At 66.5% G+C, this 20009-nt stretch carries 12 protein-coding genes; 9 read left to right on the forward strand and 3 right to left on the reverse strand.

Features of this window, described 5'->3' with window-relative positions; all coding sequences use genetic code 11:
- Positions 1-171 precede the first annotated feature (171 nt).
- Complete coding sequence (gene ald / locus K940_RS0109660) at positions 172-1278, forward strand: alanine dehydrogenase (protein WP_028477358.1); 1107 nt, start codon at positions 172-174, stop codon at positions 1276-1278.
- 35 nt (positions 1279-1313) lie between these two features.
- Here the strand turns inward: ald and sigJ are convergent, their stop codons facing one another.
- Positions 1314-2270: an RNA polymerase sigma factor SigJ gene (gene sigJ / locus K940_RS0109665; RefSeq protein ID WP_028477359.1), complete on the reverse strand. Its 957-nt coding sequence runs from the start codon at positions 2268-2270 to the stop codon at positions 1314-1316.
- 158 nt (positions 2271-2428) lie between these two features.
- Here sigJ and K940_RS0109670 point away from each other — a divergent pair, with 158 nt between their 5' ends.
- Complete coding sequence (locus K940_RS0109670; RefSeq protein ID WP_028477360.1) at positions 2429-3343, forward strand: cobalamin biosynthesis protein; 915 nt, start codon at positions 2429-2431, stop codon at positions 3341-3343.
- 3 nt (positions 3344-3346) lie between these two features.
- Here K940_RS0109670 and K940_RS0109675 read toward each other — a convergent pair whose 3' ends face one another.
- On the reverse strand, positions 3347-4222 hold the full coding sequence (locus K940_RS0109675; protein ID WP_028477361.1) for an SURF1 family protein: 876 nt from the start codon (positions 4220-4222) through the stop codon (positions 3347-3349).
- Positions 4223-4227: 5 nt separating this feature from the next.
- Positions 4228-4713, reverse strand: a complete 486-nt coding sequence (locus K940_RS0109680; protein ID WP_028477362.1) for a low molecular weight protein-tyrosine-phosphatase — start codon at positions 4711-4713, stop codon at positions 4228-4230.
- A 44-nt stretch (positions 4714-4757) separates the two neighbouring features.
- Here K940_RS0109680 and cobC point away from each other — a divergent pair, with 44 nt between their 5' ends.
- The 7 genes from cobC to K940_RS27690 all read left to right on the forward strand — a co-directional run bounded on the left by cobC (position 4758) and on the right by K940_RS27690 (position 19995).
- Complete coding sequence (gene cobC / locus K940_RS27680) at positions 4758-5909, forward strand: Rv2231c family pyridoxal phosphate-dependent protein CobC (protein ID WP_081706253.1); 1152 nt, start codon at positions 4758-4760, stop codon at positions 5907-5909.
- A complete protein-coding gene (locus tag K940_RS0109690) occupies positions 5906-7027 on the forward strand; it encodes a Nif3-like dinuclear metal center hexameric protein (RefSeq protein ID WP_028477363.1) in 1122 nt (373 codons plus the stop codon). Before cobC ends, K940_RS0109690 begins: the two co-directional genes overlap by 4 nt.
- 132 nt (positions 7028-7159) lie before the next feature.
- Positions 7160-7804, forward strand: a complete 645-nt coding sequence (locus K940_RS0109695; RefSeq protein ID WP_028477364.1) for a hypothetical protein — start codon at positions 7160-7162, stop codon at positions 7802-7804.
- A 70-nt stretch (positions 7805-7874) separates the two neighbouring features.
- Positions 7875-8612 (forward strand): zinc ribbon domain-containing protein, encoded by a 738-nt coding sequence (locus K940_RS0109700; RefSeq protein ID WP_028477365.1) that lies wholly within the window; start codon positions 7875-7877, stop codon positions 8610-8612.
- Positions 8609-9820 carry a bifunctional RNase H/acid phosphatase gene (locus K940_RS0109705; protein ID WP_231390304.1) on the forward strand — a complete coding sequence of 404 codons (1212 nt, stop codon included), beginning with the start codon at positions 8609-8611 and terminating at the stop codon, positions 9818-9820. The genes K940_RS0109700 and K940_RS0109705 overlap by 4 nt, the downstream gene beginning before the upstream one ends.
- A 305-nt stretch (positions 9821-10125) precedes the next feature.
- Positions 10126-12597 (forward strand): FAD-dependent monooxygenase, encoded by a 2472-nt coding sequence (locus K940_RS32260; RefSeq protein ID WP_036528106.1) that lies wholly within the window; start codon positions 10126-10128, stop codon positions 12595-12597.
- Between the two features lie 165 nt (positions 12598-12762).
- The gene (locus K940_RS27690; protein ID WP_051407051.1) at positions 12763-19995 is read left to right on the forward strand and encodes a non-ribosomal peptide synthetase; all 7233 of its coding nucleotides are present in this window, start codon (positions 12763-12765) and stop codon (positions 19993-19995) included.
- Positions 19996-20009: the final 14 nt, after the last annotated feature.

Genomic DNA, 20009 nt, shown 5'->3' on the forward strand with positions numbered 1-20009 from the left:
GTATCAGTCATCGTGGTACCGGACTCGAAATAGGTGTTTTGTTTCACATCTTGTTTTCGGTGTGTTTTCCTGCTGTGTTTGATATTGGGCGGTCGCATTCGAGCGAACGGGATCGGGCTCCTCGGCGCGTCGGTCGTGGCGCGGGCGCCGTACGAGGGCCACGATGGCGATATGCGGATAGGAATACCACGGGAGGTCAAGGAGCAAGAGTTCCGAGTGGCCCTCACCCCGGCGGGCTGCGCAGAGCTGACTCGAGGCGGGCACGACGTGCTGGTGCAGACCGGCGCTGGAATCGGATCCGGGTTTCCCGACGCCGATTACGCCGCGGCCGGAGCGCAGTTGGTGCCGGAGGCCACTCAGGTGTGGCAGGACTCGGAGTTGGTGCTGAAAGTGAAGGAACCGATCGCCGAAGAATATCCACGCATGCGCCGCGGACAGGTGCTGTTCACCTTCCTGCATCTGGCGGCCTCGTACGCGTGCACCGACGCCGTACTGCGTTCCGGGGTCACCGCGATCGCCTACGAGATGGTCCGCGCAGTCGACGGATCGCTACCGCTGCTGGCGCCCATGAGTGAAATCGCGGGCAAGCTGAGCGTCCAGGTGGGGGCCTACCACCTGATGGCGCCACTGGGCGGTGCCGGGCTGTTGCCCGGCGGTGTCCCGGGTGTGCGTCCTGCGGAGGTGGTCGTGCTCGGCGGCGGTGTCGCGGGCGCGAATGCCGCCACCGTGGCTGTCGGTCTGGGCGCCCGCGTGAGCGTGCTCGACACCAACCTGCGCCGATTGCGCGAACTCGACGCGCAGTTTCAGGGTGCGGTCACGACCATCGCGTCGAACGCCGCCGAGATCGACCGGTCGGTACGTTCGGCCGATCTCGTGATCGGCTCGGTGTTGATCCCCGGCGCGCGGGCACCGAAGCTGGTGTCCGACGATCTGGTCGCCGACATGCGACCCGGTGCGGTGTTGGTCGATATCTCCATCGACCAAGGAGGATCGTTCGCCGCCTCACGCCCGACGACGCACGCCAACCCGACCTTCCCGGTGGCGAACGCCCTGTTCTATTGCGTCGCCAATATGCCCGGCGCGGTCCCGCACACCTCGACGATCGCACTCACCAACGCCACCCTGCCGTATGTGCGCGCTATTGCCGATCTCGGCTGGCAGGAGGCATGTGCGGCGAATCCGGACCTCGGCCACGGGCTCACTGCGGATGCAGGTCGCCTGCTGTCGACCGAAGTCGCTGCCGCGCACGATCGGTCGCCGCGACTCGTCGCCGGCTGATCGCGGCGCCGAGTCGCGCACGCGGCTGTCGTCGGCTACGGCCGGTCGTGACCCGCACCCAGGTACCAGTCGGGCTGTCCGCTGGTGGGCAGGTCGTGCAGCTTGTCCGGGTTGCGGACCGCGTCGATCGCCACGATCCGGCCGTTGTCGATGGTGAAGGAATAGACGCCGGTGTGCCGGCCGTCGAACAACACCAATCCCGGCTGGCCGTTGACCAAGGCGGCGCGGGCCCACGCGCCGGCGGCGGATGGCGAGTGGTACCACCCGAGCAGCAGCCTGGCCACCAGTTCGGCGCCACGGACCGGATGACGGACCGAGGGCACCTTCCCGCCGCCGTCGGCGGTGAGATTCACATTGGCGTCGAGGACCCCGAGCAGAGCGCGGAAGTCACCGGAACGCAGAGCCAACGCAAACGCCGAGACCACCGACTTCTGCTCATCGTTGGACGCAGGAAAGCGCGGCGTCCCGTCTTCGACATGCTTACGCGCGCGGGAGGCGAGTTGACGCACCGCTGCCGGGGTGCGTCCGACCACCTCGGCGACCTCCCGACCGCTCATACCGAAGATGTCCTGTAGAACGAAGGCGGTGCGCTCGGCCGGAGACAAGGATTCGAGAACGATCAGCAGGGCGGTCGTGACGCGCTCGTCCTGAGCGATTCGGTCGGCCGGGTCGTCCCATGTGGTCACCTCCGGCTCCGGGAGCCATTCCCCCACGTACTGTTCGCGGCGCACCCGGGCGGAGCCGAGGTAGTCGAGCGCCAGCCGACCGGTCACCCGCGACAGCCACGCGCGCAGGTTGTCGATCTCACCTGCCGCGCCTGCCTCGTGCTGCCGCTGCAAACGCAGCCACGCGTCCTGCACGACATCGTCGGCGTCGGCGAGGCTGCCGAGTGTGCTGTAGGCGAGTCGCCGCAGATACGGACGATGCTCCTCGAAACGTCTGGCCAGGTCGGCTCGGTCGAGGGGTTCGGGAGAGAGCTGTTCGGAAGTCACTGGTGTCAGCCGTTCGTTGTTCGGCCTCGGCGGAGCGAGTGCGTGGGTCGTTCGGCATGCCGACGACGCCGGGGGACCCAGTGTGACATTACCGAGCGCAGCTCCCGCTGGCCGGCCGATCCGCGCAGGTCGGCGTGTTCGTCGGTTAACCTAGCCCGGTGCGGAAACAGACCACCATCGCGGTCGGGTTGTTGCTCGGGTTCGCACTCGATCGACTGGCCGGCGACCCTCGGCGATGGCATCCCGTGGCAGGATTCGGCTCCGCGGCGGCCGCGTTGGAGTCGGTCACCTATGCCGACCGGCGTACCGCGGGATTGGTCCACGAGACCGTTGCGGTCGGCACGGTCATCGGACTCGGTGTCGCCGCCGGTCGCGGCATCGCCGCGACCACGATCGCGACCTGGACGGTGCTCGGCGGTCGCAGCCTGGTGCGTACCGGTCGTGCGATGGCCGATCGACTGGCCGTCGGCGATGTAGCCGGCGCTCGGGCGCTGCTACCCGCCTTGTGCGGGCGTGACCCGGAAGTGCTCGATGCGGAGGGGCTCACGCGCGCTGCGATCGAGTCCGTCGCCGAGAACACCTCCGACGCGGCCGTCGCTCCGCTGGTGTGGGGCGCGGTGGCGGGGGTGCCCGGCCTGCTCGGGTATCGCGCGATCAATACGCTGGACGCGATGGTCGGCTATCGGAACGCACGGTACCGACATTTCGGGTGGGCCGCCGCGCGTACCGACGATATCGCCAATCTCGCGCCGGCACGAATCACCGGCCTGCTCACGGTCGTGCTCGCGCCAATAATCGGCGGACACCCCGCCACGGCGTTGCGCGCATGGCGGCGCCAGGGCAGGCACCACCCCAGCCCCAATGCCGGGGTGGTCGAAGCATCGATGGCCGGCGCGCTCGGGGTCGGGTTGGGTGGCCGCACTCGGTACCCGCATGGCGTCGAGCTGCGACCGCGGCTCGGTGACGGTCCTGCTCCCGACGTCGAGGACCTGCGTCGCGCGGTTCACCTCTCCGAAGTCGTGCAGCTCGCCGCAGCATTGCTCGCCGCGGCTGTCGTGGTCGTCGAGCGCTGAGGCTCAGCGACGGCCGTAGCGATCGGCGAGACGATCCGCGGTCGTCGACGGGGCGTTGTTCGACGGCTTCGCGGTCGAGGCATCGACTTCGGCACTCGCCGTATCGGGAGGCGAGGACACCGCGACTTTCCTCTTCTTCCGCTGCCGAATCTCGGCGTAGACGAAGTAGCCCAGGCCCAGGGGAGCCATGATGCCGAAGGCCAGCCACTGCAGGCCGTAGGACAGATATGGGCCAGTGTCGAGCTGCGGCAGTGGAGGCGGGCTGAGTGCACCGGGCTGGTTGTCCCGCAGTTGCAGGTAGCCGCCGCGTTCGCCCGTCGGAACAGGGGTGAGAGGCGCGCCCAAGACCACCGATTCTTGGGCGACGTCGATGAAATACACCTGGCGGTAGCCGTCTTGGACGCTCGGGTCCTTGCCCGGCGCGACGCCCTCCGACTTTCGGACCAGGGCTTCGATGCGTTGCGATCCGGACGGTGGCTGCGGAATCTCGGGCGGGCGTGAGCCGTCGACTGCCGCCACCAACCCACGATCGATGAGCAGCAGGCGCCCGTCTTCCAGCGCGAAGGCTGCCAGTACTGCGTACCCGGGGGCTTTCTCGAGGTGTCGGAAGCGCACCAAGACCGTCGAATCCGGTACATAGCTGCCCGAAGCGACGACACGCCGCCACTCGGTGTCCTCACCCGTGCCGGAGAGCACGGTTGTGACCTCGACCGGATCGGTGCGCATCGAGTCGGTGATCAGTTGATTGCGGTGCACCGTGGCCGAATTCTTGTCGAGTTGCCATGGTGCGAGCACCGTGAAGCACAGATAGGCGAACGCCACGACCACCACCGCCAGAATCACCCAGCTGGGGCGTAACAGGAAGGTGAGTTTGCGCATCGACCTCACCTGGCGCGATCGAGTTCGAGGCGCACCCATTCGAGCAGACCAGGGATGGCCGCCGCGATTTGGTCGTGCACGCGTTCGAAGTCCGCGGTGCCGCCGTAGTAGGGGTCGGCGACCTCCTCGTCGTCGGCGACGGGATCGAAGGTCCGCAGCAGTCGCAGTCGCTGCCGCGCCACTCCGAGGCGGTCCAGCTCGCGCTGGTGAGAGCGATCGAGCGCGACCACCAGATCGGCGCTGCGATGTTCGGTGCCGAACACTGCGGCAACGTGCCCTGTGGGATAGCCGTACTTGCGCAGAGTCCGACTGGTTCGTGGATCGGCCTCGGCGCCGACGTGCCACGACTGGGTTCCGGCGCTGTCGACCCGCACCCGGTCGGCCAGCCCTGCTCGGTACAGGTGTGCCGCGAACATCTTTTCGGCCATCGGGGAGCGGCAAATGTTCCCGGTGCAGACGAACGCGACGTGCAACTGACCCACGCCTGTCATTGTCGCCGGTCCGGTTCGGGGACCGCCACGTAGGGTGGGGTCTCGTGCTCGAGGACCGTATCGACCCCGTGAAACTGCGCCACCATGGCGACGCGGACACGCACCCGGGCATGCTCGATTTCGCCGTGAACGTCCAGGGCATCGCACCGCCGGAGTGGTTGCGGCGGCGTTTGGCCTCGCGGCTGTCGGACCTGGGCCGCTACCCGAGTGTCGCCGACACCACCGCCGCGTGCCGTGCGGTCGCGGTCCGACACCACCGCACCCCCGACGAGGTGCTGCTGTTGGCGGGCGCCGCGGAGGGATTCGCGATGCTGCCTCGTCTGGCGCCTCGTCTGGCCGCAGTGCTGCACCCATCGTTCACCGAGCCCGAGTTCGCCCTGCGTGCGGCCGGAATACCGGTTGCCAGGGTCGTGCTGCGACAACCGTATCGGCTCGATCCATCTGCGGTGCCCGACGAGGCCGACCTGGTGGTACTCGGTAACCCGACCAACCCGACCTCGGTGTTGCACCCGGCCGAGGCCATCCGAGCGCTGCGTCGCCCGGGCCGTACCGTGGTGGTGGACGAAGCCTTCGCCGATGCGGTGGTCGGTGAGCCCGAATCCCTCGCCGCCGATTCCGCGCCCGATGTGCTGGTGCTGCGCAGCCTCACCAAGACCTGGGCATTGGCAGGCCTGCGCTGCGGCTACTTTCTCGGCGCACCCGACCTGCTCGCGCGCCTCGGGCACGGCCGCGCACATTGGCCGCTGGGCACCCTGCAGTTGGAGGCGATCACCGCTACGGCGAGCCCGGCGGCAGTGGCGCACGCGCAACGGCGCGCCGAGGCGCTGGCTTCGTCGCGCGCCGCGATGATCGAGCGCTTGACCGCACTCGGCGTCGAGGTGCACACCCCGGCCCGGGGACCGTTCCTCTTACTGCGCGTTCCGCAGGGCGAACGGCTGCGCGAGCATCTCGCCGACCAGGCCATCGCGGTCCGGCGCGGCGACACGTTCCCGGGTCTGGGCCCGAATCATCTGCGGGTTGCGGTGCGCCGAGTCGAGGAAGTCGACCGCTTGGTCGCGGCGATTCGATCCTCGGATGTATGGGGCTGCCCGGTTCGTGCGGGGGCCGACCCTGCGCGACCGAACGGCCCCCACGACCGAAACGCGGTGCACGACCGAAACCAGTGCACGACCGAAACGAAAGAAGGTGGACGATGACCACGCTCGCGGACCTCATCGCGGTACTCGACGCGGCGTACCCGCCAGCCTTGGCCGAGTCGTGGGATTCGGTCGGCTTGGTCTGTGGTGATCCGGCGCAGGAGTCGACCCGAGTGATGTTCGCAGTCGACGCAACCGAGGCGACGGTGGGCGAGGCGATCGCATGGGGTGCCGAAGCTCTGGTGGTGCACCACCCGCTGCTGTTGCGCGGTGTCGACACCGTCGCGGCGAGCACGCCGAAAGGCGCACTGCTGCATCAGCTCATCCGCTCTGGTTGCGCCTTGTTCACCGCGCACACCAACGCCGACTGTGCGGATCCGGGAGTCTCCGACGCGCTTGCGGCGAGACTCGGGCTCGCCGTGACCGGCCCGCTGGTGGCGAAACCCGAGTCCGTCGTGGACAACTGGGTGATCCACGTGCCGGACTCCCACACCGATGCCGTACTTGCAGCCCTGTTCGCTGCCGGCGCCGGTGGCGCCGGCAACTATCGCGAATGTGCATTGTCGATGAGCGCGACGAGTCAGTTTCGTCCAGTGGCGGCAGCGGTGCCCACCCACGGCGCGCTCGGTGAACTGCATCGCGTCGAGGGGGATCGCGTCGAGGTGGTGGCGCCGCCGTCGGCGCGCTCGAGCGTGCTGGCCGCCTTGCATGCCGCCCACCCCTACGAAGATCCGGCCTATCACCTCACCGAGCGGGCGACGCTGCCCTCGTCGCTCGGTATCGGCCGAATTGCCACCCTGCGACAACCGGAATCGTTTCGCGCCTTCACCGATCGTGTTGCGCGCTCGCTACCGTCCACGGTGTGGGGTGTTCGCGCCGCGGGTGAGGCCGATCGCGTCGTGCGCACCGTGGCGGTCTGTGGCGGTTCGGGTGATTCCTACCTGGACGCGGTGACTCGGCTCGGCGTGGACGTGTACGTCACAGCCGACCTGCGCCACCACCCTGTCGACGAGCACCTGCGCATGGGCGGTCCCGCATTGATCGATGCGGCGCATTGGGCAACCGAATTCCCATGGTGTGCGCAAGCGGAAGCTGTGGTCCGGACTGCGTTGCCGAATGTCCAGACCACCGTCAGCGCGCTGCGCACCGACCCGTGGACGCTGGCCGCAGTGGGCTGACGCCGATCGGACGGTCCGGTAATACGCTGGCGCGTAGTGACATCGGTGCGTGGACGGCGCGTCACGGCAATGGACGCACAACGGCCGCCCGGTGAGTGTGAGTCGAACCGCCCACATGGGTAGAACTACCGCATGAACTTCCCGGTCGATGTCGGTCCACTGCGGATCGGCCTGGTCCTTCTGCTGTTACTCGGAGTAGCGCTGGTGGTATTCGGCCTGCTCGGGCTGCGCCGAACCGGGCTGCGGGCTGCCCTCGTGCGTGGGTCGGGTGGGCTCGCCGTGCTGGTGGTCGCGACGACACTGCTGTGGATTGCGACGCTGCTGCAGACCTACCTGGGACTGACCGGAGAGATCAAGGCGGCGCACGTGGTGGCCGAGCCGGTGCCCGGTCAGGAACATCACCTGGACGTTGCGTTGACCCTCTATGGTGACGACGGCCGTCCCGAACACCGCGAGAACTACCGGGTCGAGGGTGACCTATGGGTGTTGCAAGCGGGGATCGTCGAACTGCATCCGTGGGTCAATGCCCTCGGTTTTCACTCCGGCTATCGGATCAGCCGCCTGTACGGTCAGCGCTTGGACGGGGAGGCGACCACGCAGAGGCAGATCTTTCTGGGGGGCGGTGATCAGGACTTCTTCGCCGACATGCGTGAAGGTCGCTGGTGGACCCAGCCGTTCGTACGCTCCGCCTACGGCAACGCGGTGATCGCGGTACCCGGCGAATACGACGTCTACATCTCCACCGACGCCATCAAAACCCGCCCCGCCGGTAGCTGACACACGGTCGCGGGTCCGGGGGGTACGGTAGAACATCGTCCTATCCACCCCGCCCAGGAGTTTGTCCGCGTTGAATGTCGAACCCCCGCTCCAGGCCGAGCTGCTTCGGCTCGCCGCCGTCGACGCCGAGCTGACTCGGATCGCGCACCGCCGCGGTGTGCTGCCCGAGCAGGAGGAGGTGACCCGACTGGAGGCCGAGCGCAATACCCACAAGGACGCCGCGGTGGCCGTGGAGATCACCCTGGACGACCTCGATCGGGACATCCGTAAGTTGGAAGGTGAGGTCGAGGCGGTACGCAAGCGCGAGGACCGAGACAAGGCGATGCTCACTGCGGGAACGGTGAACGCCAAACAGCTTTCGGAAATCCAACACGAACTGGGCAGTCTGGAGCGCCGCCGCTCGGTGCTGGAAGACGAACTGCTCGAGGTGATGGAGCGGCGTGAGGCCTCGGCCGCCGACTACGACCATGCCGGGGCCAGACTGAGCACATCCGAGGAGGACATGGCCGCCGCGCAACGGCGGCGCGACGAAGCACTGGCGGATCTGGACGTGGCGGCCACTCGCTGCGACGCCGATCGGGCCGGTGTGGTTGCGCAACTGCCCGCGGAGTTGCTCGCGATCTACGATCGGCAGCGGGCGCAACATGGTGTGGGCGCTGCGTTGCTGCAGGCTCGCCGCTGCGGTGCTTGTCGAATCGAACTCGACCGTGGTGAGATCGCGCGTATCGCCAAGACCGCCCCCGAGGTGATCACGCGTTGCCCGGAATGCGGTGCGATCCTGGTGCGGACCAGGGAATCGGGGCTGTGACCGCATCTGGATCGGGTGCGACCACACACAGTGCGCGCGGGGCAGCCCATCGCGAGGTGATCGTCGAAACCGACGGCGGCTCCCGCGGCAATCCTGGTCCCGCTGGATACGGTGCGGTGGTCTACTCCGCCGACCACGGCATGGTACTGGACGAACGGCGCGAATACCTCGGCGTCACCACCAACAACGTGGCCGAATACCACGGACTGATAGCCGGATTGACGGCGGCCGGGGAGCTGGGCGCCGAGTCCGTCCAGGTCCGTACGGACTCCAAACTGGTGGTCGAGCAAATGTCCGGTCGGTGGAAGGTCAAGCATGCGGCACTGATTCCGCTCGCCGACCGCGCACGCGAGGTGGCCGCGGGATTCGCGCGGGTGAGTTATGACTGGATTCCGCGCGCGCGCAACACCCATGCCGACCGGCTGGCGAACGAGGCGATGGACGACGCCGCTTCGGTGGCCGAAACGACCGACGACACCTCCACGGACCTCGCCGACGGTGAGCGTGCTCGGTCACGACGAACGGACGACGGTCCGGAGGCGGGAGCCGGTCGGGCACCGTCGATGTGGCACGGCGGCGGTTGGACCGCAACCACCGGTCGTCCTACGCGACTGCTGTTGCTTCGCCACGGTCAAACCGAGCTGTCGGTGCAACGGCGGTATTCCGGGCGTGGCAATCCGCCGCTCACCGAACAGGGTCGGCACCAGGCCTCCCGCGCCGCCGAGAGGCTGTCCCTCGAGGCCGGAGTTGCCGCGGTCGTCAGTTCTCCGCTCGCACGCGCACGGGAAACCGCGCAGGTGGTGGCTTCCGCCTTGGAGACATCGGTCGAGGTTCACAACGGGCTGATCGAAACCGATTTCGGCGCATGGGAGGGCCTCACCTTCGCCGAAACCGCACGGCGAGATCCCGAGTTGCACACGCGGTGGCTCGGCGACCCGGCGACCGCGGCGCCCGGAGGGGAGAGTTTCGACCAGGTACGCGAGCGGGTGGACGCGGCTCGTCGCGACCTGGTCGACCGGTATCCCGGCACAACCGTGGTGGTGATCAGCCATGTGACTCCGATCAAGACGCTGCTGCAACTGGCGCTCGACGTCGGACCCTCGCTGTTGTATCGGCTGCATCTGGATCTGGCCTCGTTGTCCCTTGCCGAGTTCTATCCGGATGGTGGCTCATCGGTGCGGCTGGTGAACGACACGTCATATCTGTGAGAACTTTTCGAATCCGGGAACGGCAGGGTTACTGCAGTGCAGTGAAACCGAATTGGGTCCTTCCGCAAACATTGTGTATTCATCACCCGCACCGAGCAGCAGACTTAGCGCCTACTGCGTGGTAGCGGTAGGCTTTGGGACGGTCAGGCACAGGTGTCCCACCCTGTCTGTCTGACCGGGGTCGATATCGCCTTCGGTCGGGGCTGTGTAGGGGGGACGAGAAGCTGCGGGCAGTGTTGCTCGTGGCGCCTCGTCACGGCGAGAGCGCCTGTGCCATAGCGTGTTTTGACGAGAGTGCAGGTTCGATGAGCAGTCCGGGCAAGGTTGTTGTCCTCGGAGCGGGGATCGGGGGGCTGACCGCCACGGCAGCGCTCCGGCAAGCAGGTTTCGAGGTCGAATTATACGAGGCGGGGCCCGAGCTTCGCGCCAAAGGTTCCGGTCTTTCGGTGCAGGCCAACGGAATCAATGCGCTACGTACGCTCGATTTGGGACTGGACGAGCAATTACTCGAACGCGGCGGCCGGATAGAATCCTTCCGTTTCTGTCGTTCCGACGGCAGCCCCATTCGGTCGCTGCCGGTACATCGAATCGACGCCCAGGTCGGAGGTCCCTCGGTCGCGCTGCACCGTGCCGATCTGCACGATGTACTGGTCGGCGCAACCGGTGATGCGCCGACTTTTGTTGCCGCGCAGGCCACCCGGTTCATCGACGACGGTGACCACGTGCGCGTCGAATTCGCCGATGGCCGGGTTGCCGAAGGTGATCTGCTCGTCGGCGCCGACGGCATCCACTCCATGGTTCGTGCCCAGTTACATGGCCGTGCGGCGCCCCGTCCGGGCAATTTCCTGTGCTGGCTGGCCTGTATCCCGTTCGAACATCCCTGGGTCGCGCGCGGATCGTCCGCACATTTCTGGGGCGCCGGAATGCGTTTCGGCATCCACGACATCGGGCACGGTCGAGTGTACTGGTGGGGTACCAGGTCGATGTCCATCGACGATGCCCTGAACTGGCAGGGCGGCAAGGACGAGTTGCTGCGCCTGTACGCCGACTGGGCGCCGGAAGTGCGTGCATGTATCGAGCAAACTCCGGACTCGGCTATACTCGCCGTACCGGCCCAGGATCGCCCGCCGTTGACCCAGTGGGGTCGTGGTCGGGTGACGTTGCTCGGCGATGCCGCGCACGCGATGCTGCCGAGTCGCGGTCAGGGTGCCTGCGCCGCTATCGAGGACGGGGTGGTACTCGCGCGTATGCTGCTGGCTGCGAACGATCCCGTTGCGGGTCTTCGCCGCTACGAACAGGTACGTATGGGCCGCACCGCGGCGTTCGTCAACGATTCCGCTCAGGTCGCCAAGGTCGAGCAGGTGGCCCAACCACGCCTGGTGCAGGCACGCAACAGCTACTTTCGGCATGCGCCCACCGGCATCATGATGCGCGAGCTCACCAAGCCGATGGTGTTTCCGCCGTTGGACGGCCCGACCACGCGGCTGCCGCGACCGCTGTCTCCGCTCGAACGCTGGCACTGGATTGCCGATCAGTTGGCGCCGCTGCACATCCTGTCGCGCGTGCGGATCACCGGACCGGTCGACACCGAGCAGATCCGCCACGGACTCGACGCCGTCCAGCAACGACATCCGCTGCTGCGGGTCGCGGTCGCTGCCGAACCCGACGGCACCACACCGCGATTCGTGCCGGTAGAGGCACCCATTCCCTTGCGAGTGATCGAATCCGAAGACAGCACAACATGGCTGACCGAAGTCGACGAGGTCGAGTTGCACGAGCCGTTCGACTGGCGTGCCGGTCCTTTGGCACGAGCGGTGCTGATCAGCGACACCGACGGCAGCACCGAGCTCGTCATCACGCTGCATTTCGCCATCGCCGATGGCCGCAGTGCATTGTCGGTCGCCGAGCAAGTGCTTCGCGCGGCAGCCGGTGAAGCCGACGACCGACCTGTCGCTCCCGTGCGGCCGGGTCCGGAAGAGATGTTCCCGCAGCGCTTTCACGGCGCAATGGGTGCCCTGCGCACGGCAGGCGCTGTGCTCCGCGAACAGAAGTCGCTGCTACGCACGCCGCGCAGGCTGGAACCGACCGTGTCGGCGCCGCCGAGCGAGCGGCGTAGTCGCGTCGTGCATCGTCGCCTGGAGGCCGACCAGCTCGAGGCGCTCACTGCCGGCTGCGCGCGCCGCGGCGTCGGTCTGCAATCGGCGTTGTCCGCGGCGTTGGTCATGGCGGCGGCCAAGGATGCCGGGAGCGAGAAGCCGACCCGCTATACCGTCGGTAGTTCGGTCGACTTCCGAGACCACCTCGAGGGTGCGGCCGCCGACGGTGAGGTCGGTGGCTATCAGAGCATGATCGCCACCCCCGCCACATGCGCGCGGTGGTCCTCGCTGTGGGACATCGCGGCCGAGATCGACCGCGAATACACCACGCGGGTGGATCGGCGCGATCATTTCCACACGTTGAACCTGTTGAAAGCGGCCGCGCCGAAGTCGGTGGCTGCCAGTGGGTCGATGGTGCAATTCATGGACACTCGAGGCGCCGGACATCTCGCCATGACCTACCTGGGTCACTACCCGTTCCCGGAGAAGATCGGTTCCTGGCAGCTGGAAGGCGCGCAGTTCGTCTCCGGAATGTCGGTGAGCGGACATGTCATGGCTACGGCGAACGCTGCCCCCAATGCGTTGTTCCTCAACATCGGTTACGTCGAGCCCGCCGTGTCGCGCGATCGTGCCGAACGGCTCGCAGACGAAAGTGTGCGGGCGTTGCTGTCGGTCTGCTGATCGTCGGCGAGCGTTATTCAACAACCGAGTCGCGCCATTGTGACCTTCGATCGCGCGACTCGTGAACCCGACAACTGCGGTATCTGCTGTGCGTTTCGACGATCAGGGTGGGCTTGGTTGGAGCGTACCGGCCGCTATCGCGGCTGTCGCGATAGGAGTGACTCTGTGACATCCGAACCGAGTTCCGTCCCCGACAGACCCGCCGAGGCATGGCCGGTCAGCGCATATCAGCGAGATCTGTTGTCGGTGGCGTTCCGCTACGCCCCGTCACCCGTGACCAGGCATGCCTGTTGCGCGTACATTGCCGACCCCTTCGACCTGTCCCGGGTGCAAGCCGTGGTCCGCCGAGTGCTGCTCGGCGACGATGCGCTGCGCCTTCGGTTCGAGTTTTCCGGTGGGCGTTTCTGGCAGTGGGTATCCGACGAACTGCCCGATGTCGAATTGGTCGACTTCAGCGGGGCCGCGGACCCTGCTGCAGCGCGCCGAGACTGGGTGAACCACGCCAACATGGCACCGTCGCCGCCGCAGCAGCCGTGCCGAGTCGCGGCGCTGGTCGACAATCCGGACACCTTCCATCTCTACGTGTCGATGCCACACGCGATGGTCGACGCCTGGGGTATGAACGTGCTCTGGGCCTCCCTGATACACAACTATTGCAATCCGGATCTTTCGCTGGAACTGCTCGCAGAGCCGGAACCGGCGACCGAGCATACCGACCGCAGCGTTGTCACCTACCGGTCGATCGCTGCCGAGCACGAGGAATACTTGTCCTCCGCGCAGTGGGTGGCCGACCGTGACGCAATGGTCCAACGGTTCGACGGCGTGGTTCCGGCGTTGTTCTCCGGCCGGGCGGCCACCCCGAATGTCGATCGGGGCCACCGCCGCATTCTGGTGGAATCGGCCTTCCTCGATCGAATCCGAGCAACCGGCTTCTCCGTCTTCGCCTTCACCGTCTCCGGGCTGGCGGCCTATCTGACCGCGATCCATCGCTGTGACGAGGTGGTGATCGGAGTCCCGATGCTCAATCGGCGTACCGAGGCGACATTCCGTACCGCCGGACATCGAACCAATGTGCTGCCGTTGCGCATTCGTGTCGACAAGACGCAGCCCTTGTCGCACGTAGCGTCCGCAGTGGCTGCGCAGATCCGGGAACTCAAGCGCTATGAGAGCTTTCCGTATGGTGATCTGGCGCGGGCGCTCAGCTCCGATCCGACCGCGCCTCCATTGTTCGACGTGTCGTACTCCTATATCAAGATGCCTTCCGCAGATCACGTCGAGAAGCTGCTGGACACCATCGAAGTCGTCAATCCGGGCACTGTGCTGCAAGCAGTGAACATCTTGGCCATCGAACACGCACGCGATGGATTGTTGAACCTGCACATCTATTACGACAAAGACGTTTTCGACGAGAATCTCCCGTTCGATTCGTTCGCACACGGTGTCGGCTCGCTATTGACCGCTGCGCTGGATCGTCCGGGCGCCGCGATCGGAACTTTGCCGCTGGCCTCCAGGCGGGAGTTGGCCACCATTGCCGATTTCGAAGCCGGGCCGCGGGCAGCCTTTCCGTACACGACGATCGATCGCTTGTTCGCCGAGGTGGTTGCCGAACATCCCGACCGGGTCGCGATCCACTCGGCCGAAGGCGGCGCAGCGCCACCGATGCGCTTTGCCGAACTGTCGGACTTGGCAGACGGTTTTGCCGCTCGCCTGCGTAGTCTGGGCGTGACCGGCAACGCCTGTGTTCCGGTGGTCCTGTCCCGTTCGCCGGACATGCTCGTCGCGATCTTCGGCACGCTGCGTGCGGGGTGCGCCTACGTTCCCCTGGACCCGGACTTTCCGTCCGCACGCATCGAAACCGTGCTCGCCGATTGCGGGGCGCGAGTGGTGGCCGCTGGACCGAAGCATCGAGCAGTATTCGACGAGCTCGGCGTCACCCGGGTGGATGTCGCAGACATCGTGCCCAGGCGCGGGATGGAAATCGTCTCGCATCCGGCCGATCTGAGCTACCTCATCTACACGTCGGGCTCCACCGGTGTGCCCAAGGGGGTGATGATCGAACATCGTTCGGTCGTGAACCGGTTGACCTGGATGCAACGCCGCTACCCACTACGGTCCGACGACGTGATCTTGCAGAAGACTCCCGCCACCTTCGACGTATCGGTATGGGAGTTGTTCTGGTGGGCGATCACCGGCGCCGGTGTGGCGTTGCTGGAGCCGGGCGGGGAGCGCGATCCGCGCCGCATCGTCGAAGCGATCGACACACACGCGGTGACCGTGCTGCACTTCGTGCCTTCGATGCTGGCCGCGTTCGTCGACGAGTTGGTCGCCGACACGACGGTCATAGCGCGAATCAGCACGCTGCGGAGGGTGTTCTGCAGCGGTGAGGCACTACCGCCGGCATTGGTGCGTCGGTTCCAGGCGGTGTTCGCCGACGCCGCGGCGACCGCGCCGGAGTTGGTGAATCTCTACGGACCGACCGAGGCCACCGTCGATGTCTCCTATTTCGACTGTCCGCAGGACGAGCCACTCGAGGTCGTACCGATCGGCCGTCCGATCGACAATATCGATCTTCTGGTGCTCGACGATGCGGGTCGGCGGGTGCCGATCGGGGTGCCGGGAGAGTTGAACATCGCTGGTGTCGGCGTGGCCCGGGGATACCGCGGTCGCCCCGAGCTCACGGCGGCTGCTTTCGTGGACGATCGCGCGGTGATCGGACGTCGTCGGTATCGCACCGGAGATCTGGCACGGTGGTTGCCCGATGGCAACCTCGAGTACCTCGGTCGTTTCGATGATCAGGTGAAGATTCGCGGAAACCGGGTCACCCTGGGCGAAGTGAACAATGCGCTCCTCGGTTGCCCAGGCGTGCGAGCGTCCGCGGTGGTGGACGAAGCATCCGAGGTGCACGGCGTTCAACTGGTCGGCTATTTCGTTGGCTCCACAGTGACCGCCGAACAGATCGCGCAGCGTCTCGCGGCCGAGCTCCCCCGCTATATGGTGCCTTCCCGGCTCGTCGAGGTAGACCGAATCCCGCTGACCCGCAATGGAAAACTGGACCGAACTGCGCTCGCCGAACAGGTCGGTTCCATCCCTGGTGGTGAGCGCCGTGCAGGTGGCGAGCCGCGTACTGCCATCGAGGCTCAGCTCGTCCAGGTATGGCGCACAGTGCTCGGTGTCGACTCGATCGGGGTGCACGACAACTTCTTCACCCATGGCGGTGATTCCATCCTGGCGCTTTCCGTACGTACCGCTGCCGAGCGCGTCGGGCTGTCCTTCGAGGTGGACGCCTTTTACCAGGCGCCGACCATTGCCGCGTTGGCGGGTATCGTGCGAGACAGCAGCGGCGGTGATCGCGTGCAGATCACGGCGCCATTGCAGACGGTGCCGCTGGTCGATCGCGCTGCGCTGCACCGCGTCGAGGATGCATTCCCGGCGACTGCTCTGCAGTTGGGCATGCTGTATCACAGCATCGAACGCGCCGACTCGACCACCTACAAGGATGCGTTTCGATATCGCTTGGAAATGCCATGGGACAGTGAGCATTTTCGTGCGGCCGTCGCAAATGCGGTGGCGCGCCAGCCGGCGCTGCGGTCGTCGTTCGAGCTGAGCAAATATTCCATTCCGCTCCAGATCGTGCAGGTGGACCCGTCCTATGACGTGGATATCGTCGACCTCGGCGATACCACGCTCGCTGTCGGCGAGCGCCTGATCGAGGACTACCTTCGGGAACGGACGCACGCCCGCTACGACATCTCGGTCGCTCCGCTGTTCGCGATGCGGGTGTTCGTTCGTCCCGGTTCCTCGAGGTCCGCGACGACAGTGGATCTGGTGTTCAGCTTCCATCACGCCGTGCTGGACGGGTGGAGTGTCGCTACCTCGGTTCTGGAATTGTTGCTGGACTATCTGAGTCGCATCGGCTCGACCGACCAGACCCCGACCACCGTGCATTCGGCTGCCGTGTTGGCCGAATACGCCCAGGCAGAGCAGGACAGCGCGCACGACATCGCGGCCCGTGACCACTGGCGGACCGAGCTCGCCGGGGCCGAAGCCACCGCCCTCGCCGCGCTCGGGGCGCATTCTTCGGATACGGCGCGGGCACGGCACGCACGTGTACTGGTTCCCACCAGCTTGGCGCAGCAGGTGGCGGCGTTTGCCGCCCACCACCGGGTTCCGGAGAAGACAGTCTATTTGGCCGCCCATTGTCTCGCTCTGCGGACACTCACCGGCAGGACGGACGTCACCACCGGTGTGGTCACTCACGGCCGCCCCGACCGGGCAGGCGCCGAGCGAGTGGCGGGGCTGTTCCTCAATACTCTGCCGATCCGACTGGACGGCGACGCGACCACGTGGCTCGCGGCAGTGGAGCAGATCGCTCGGCGCGAACGCGCAGCCTACCCCTACCGGCGCTACCCGCTACGGGCGATTCTCGCCGACGGCGGACCGGTGATCGAGACCGCGTTCAACTTCGTCAACTACCACCTGTTCGCGCCCATGCTCGGGTTGGACGAGGTGCGGCTGCTGGATTTCGACGCTCGGGAGGAGACCAACTTCCAGTTGCTGGTGACCGCGGCGACCGACCCCAGAGACGGTCGAATGTGGTTGCGGGTCAACGGTGATCGCACACTGACCGACGAACAGTGCGAGGCGGTGGCACTCACCGAGCTGTCGATGTTGGCCGGTATTGTCGCCGAGCCCGACATGCCGATCGATCGAGGGGTCGGGCTGCTGGCCGCCGACGATGTCAGCATGCGGGTGGCCAAAGCTGCGGCACTGTACCCCGACCGCGTTGCGGTGGCCGGAGACGATGAATCCATCACCTACGACGCACTGCTCGAGCGTTCGGACCATGTGGCGCGACGACTGATCGAGTCGGGCGTGTCACCTGGTGATCGGGTCGGCATCCTGCTGCGTCGCCGACCCGATTCGGTGGTGCTCGTCCTCGCGCTGGCCAGGATCGGCGCCGCATGTGTGCCGATGGATGTCAGCTATCCGCGCGCTCGGCTGAAGCTGATGATCGCTCGAGCGCGCCCTCGCCGGGTGATCGCCGACGACGCCTATCGAGACCTGGTTGCCGACGGGGTCGTCGTGCTGGACTCCACCGCTGTGCTGGGCGACGCATCGGCCGCCGCGGATGTCGTGTTGCCCGCTCGCGTCGATCCCGACGCGGTGGCCTACGTGCTGTTCACGTCGGGGTCGACCGGTGAACCCAAGGGCGTCGCGATGCCGTATCGCGGCCTGTCCGCAGTGGTGGACTGGCAGAACCGCTCGCGCACCGGCACCGACCTGCGCAGCACGTTGCAGCTGGCGCCGTTGAGTTTCGATGTGTCGTTCCAGGAAATCTTCACCACCCTTGCTGCTGGGTCCACGCTGCGGATCTGTGGGGCGGACTTGCGCTCGGATGTCGAGCAGCTGTTGAGCACGGTGGTGGAGGAGGGTATCGAGCGACTGTTCCTGCCGTACGTGGCGTTGCAGGCGTTTGCCGAGGCCGCTGTGGCACGACAGACATTCCCGACCGGACTGAAGGTGCTGATCTCCTCCGGTGAGCAGCTGCGCATCACCGACGAGATTCGTGCGCTGTGTCGTGCGGTGCCGGGTCTGGTGTTGGAGAACCAGTACGGCCCCACCGAATCCCATGTGGCCACCAAGTTCACTCTCGACGGTCGCGTCGAGGAGTTCCCTCCGCTGCCACCTATCGGTCGCGCCGTGGACGGTCATTCGGTGGAGTTGCTCGATACCGCACTGCGACCAGTGCCCGATGGGGCGATCGGCGAGATCTATCTCGGCGGCCGGAATCTGGCGCGTGGCTACGAGGGCAGACCTGCGTTCACAGCTGCGCGATTCGTGGCCGCCCACGCGGGCGCAATCCGCTATCGCACCGGTGACCTGGGGGTCCGCCTCGCCTCTGGGGACATCGTGTGCCTCGGGCGCAGCGACAGTCAGGTCAAGATCCGCGGCTTCCGGGTGGAACCTGCCGAAGTCGAACTGTGCATCCTCGGTTCGACGGAGAAGTTCCCGGGTATCACCGACGTGGCCGTGGTGGCGCGCGACTTCGGCGGCATCGATGGGTCGTTGACCGCGTTCTTGGTCGGCGCGGCCGACCGTACCGACCTGGCGGCGCTTCGGCACGAACTGCGGGCGCAACTGCCGGCGCACATGGTGCCGTCGAGGTTCCTTTGGCTCGACGAGCTGCCCCGCACGCCCAGCGGCAAACGCGACGATGCGACGTTGCGCGCGTACAGCGCGGACGGCACGGATGCGGCGACGGCGCCTCGGGAACCAGCCGACGAGTACGAGCAGACGACGGTGCAGCTGCTCGCGGAGTACGCGGGGCTGCGCGCGCTCGGTGTCGACGACGACTTCTTCGCAGCGGGCGGGACCTCGATCGGCGCCATGCGTGTCGTGCTGGCATTGTCCCGCCGGTGGGGTGTGGAGGTGCGGTTGGACGAGTTCATCAGCGCGCCCACCGCTGCCGAGCTCGCCGCACTGGTGCGCGCAGGAGGCGTTCGCCGGACGTTCGACCCGCTGGTGCCGATCAGGGAAGGTGGCGCCAAGACCCCGTTGTTCCTGGTACACCCGATCGGCGGAAATGTGCTGTGCTATCTGGCGGTGGCGCGGTATCTGGAGCCGGACCGCCCGGTGTACGGCCTGCAAGCGGCAGGCGCGGACTCCGGTAGTACGCCGGAGCGGACGATGTCGGCGCTCGCGGAGTCCTACCTGGCGGCAATTCGGCGGGTGCAGCCGAGCGGGCCGTACCATCTGGCCGGCTGGTCCTTCGGTGGCTATGTCGCGTTGGAGATGGCTCGGCAGCTACCCGAGCACGATGTAGCCAGTGTGACGTTGCTGGACACCATGGCATTGCGCGACCGAACACGCGTGTCGATCGATGAAGAACAATTGATTCGATGGTTCTTCCTGGAGTTGCTGTGGTATGCGCGCGGTAGCCAGTCCGCCTTGGAAGAATTCGAACCCGATGTGCACGATTCCGAGGAGCTGTTCGCGGCGATCCTCGCCGAGTCGATGCGGTCGGGCATCCTGCCGGCGGACAGTTCGCCACAGGCCGTGCGACGACTCTACGGGGTGTTCCACGCCAACTACTCTGCGATGTTGGCCTATGAACTCCCGCCCTACGAGCGCGATATCACCTTGTTGCGTGCGCAAGAGGGGTTGCCGCCGGGCGTCGACGTGGCGCACGAGACCATCGGCACCATGTTCGACACCGCAGACAACGGATGGACGGCGTACGCGGGTCGCGAATTCACCGTGATCTCGGTGCCCGGCGATCACCTGAGCATGATGTCCGAGCCGAATGTGGGCGACGTAGCACGACGCTTGGACGAGGTGATGTCCACAGTCGACTCCGCCGTGGACCGAGAGTGGAACGAGGCCACGTTGGACGCATGATCGGTCGCGGTTGT

This window comes from Nocardia sp. CNY236, assembly GCF_000482385.1.
GTDB lineage: Bacteria > Actinomycetota > Actinomycetes > Mycobacteriales > Mycobacteriaceae > Nocardia.

Bases quoted from the DNA above. Each gene is read 5' to 3' on its own strand.
- ald (WP_028477358.1), top strand. From the start codon at position 172: ATGCGGATAGGAATACCACGGGAGGTCAAGGAGCAAGAGTTCCGAGTG.
- K940_RS0109690 (WP_028477363.1), top strand. From the start codon at position 5,906: ATGACCACGCTCGCGGACCTCATCGCGGTACTCGACGCGGCGTACCCG.
- K940_RS0109675 (WP_028477361.1), bottom strand. From the start codon at position 4,222: ATGCGCAAACTCACCTTCCTGTTACGCCCCAGCTGGGTGATTCTGGCG.
- K940_RS0109680 (WP_028477362.1), bottom strand. From the start codon at position 4,713: ATGACAGGCGTGGGTCAGTTGCACGTCGCGTTCGTCTGCACCGGGAAC.
- K940_RS32260 (WP_036528106.1), top strand. From the start codon at position 10,126: ATGAGCAGTCCGGGCAAGGTTGTTGTCCTCGGAGCGGGGATCGGGGGG.
- K940_RS0109695 (WP_028477364.1), top strand. From the start codon at position 7,160: ATGAACTTCCCGGTCGATGTCGGTCCACTGCGGATCGGCCTGGTCCTT.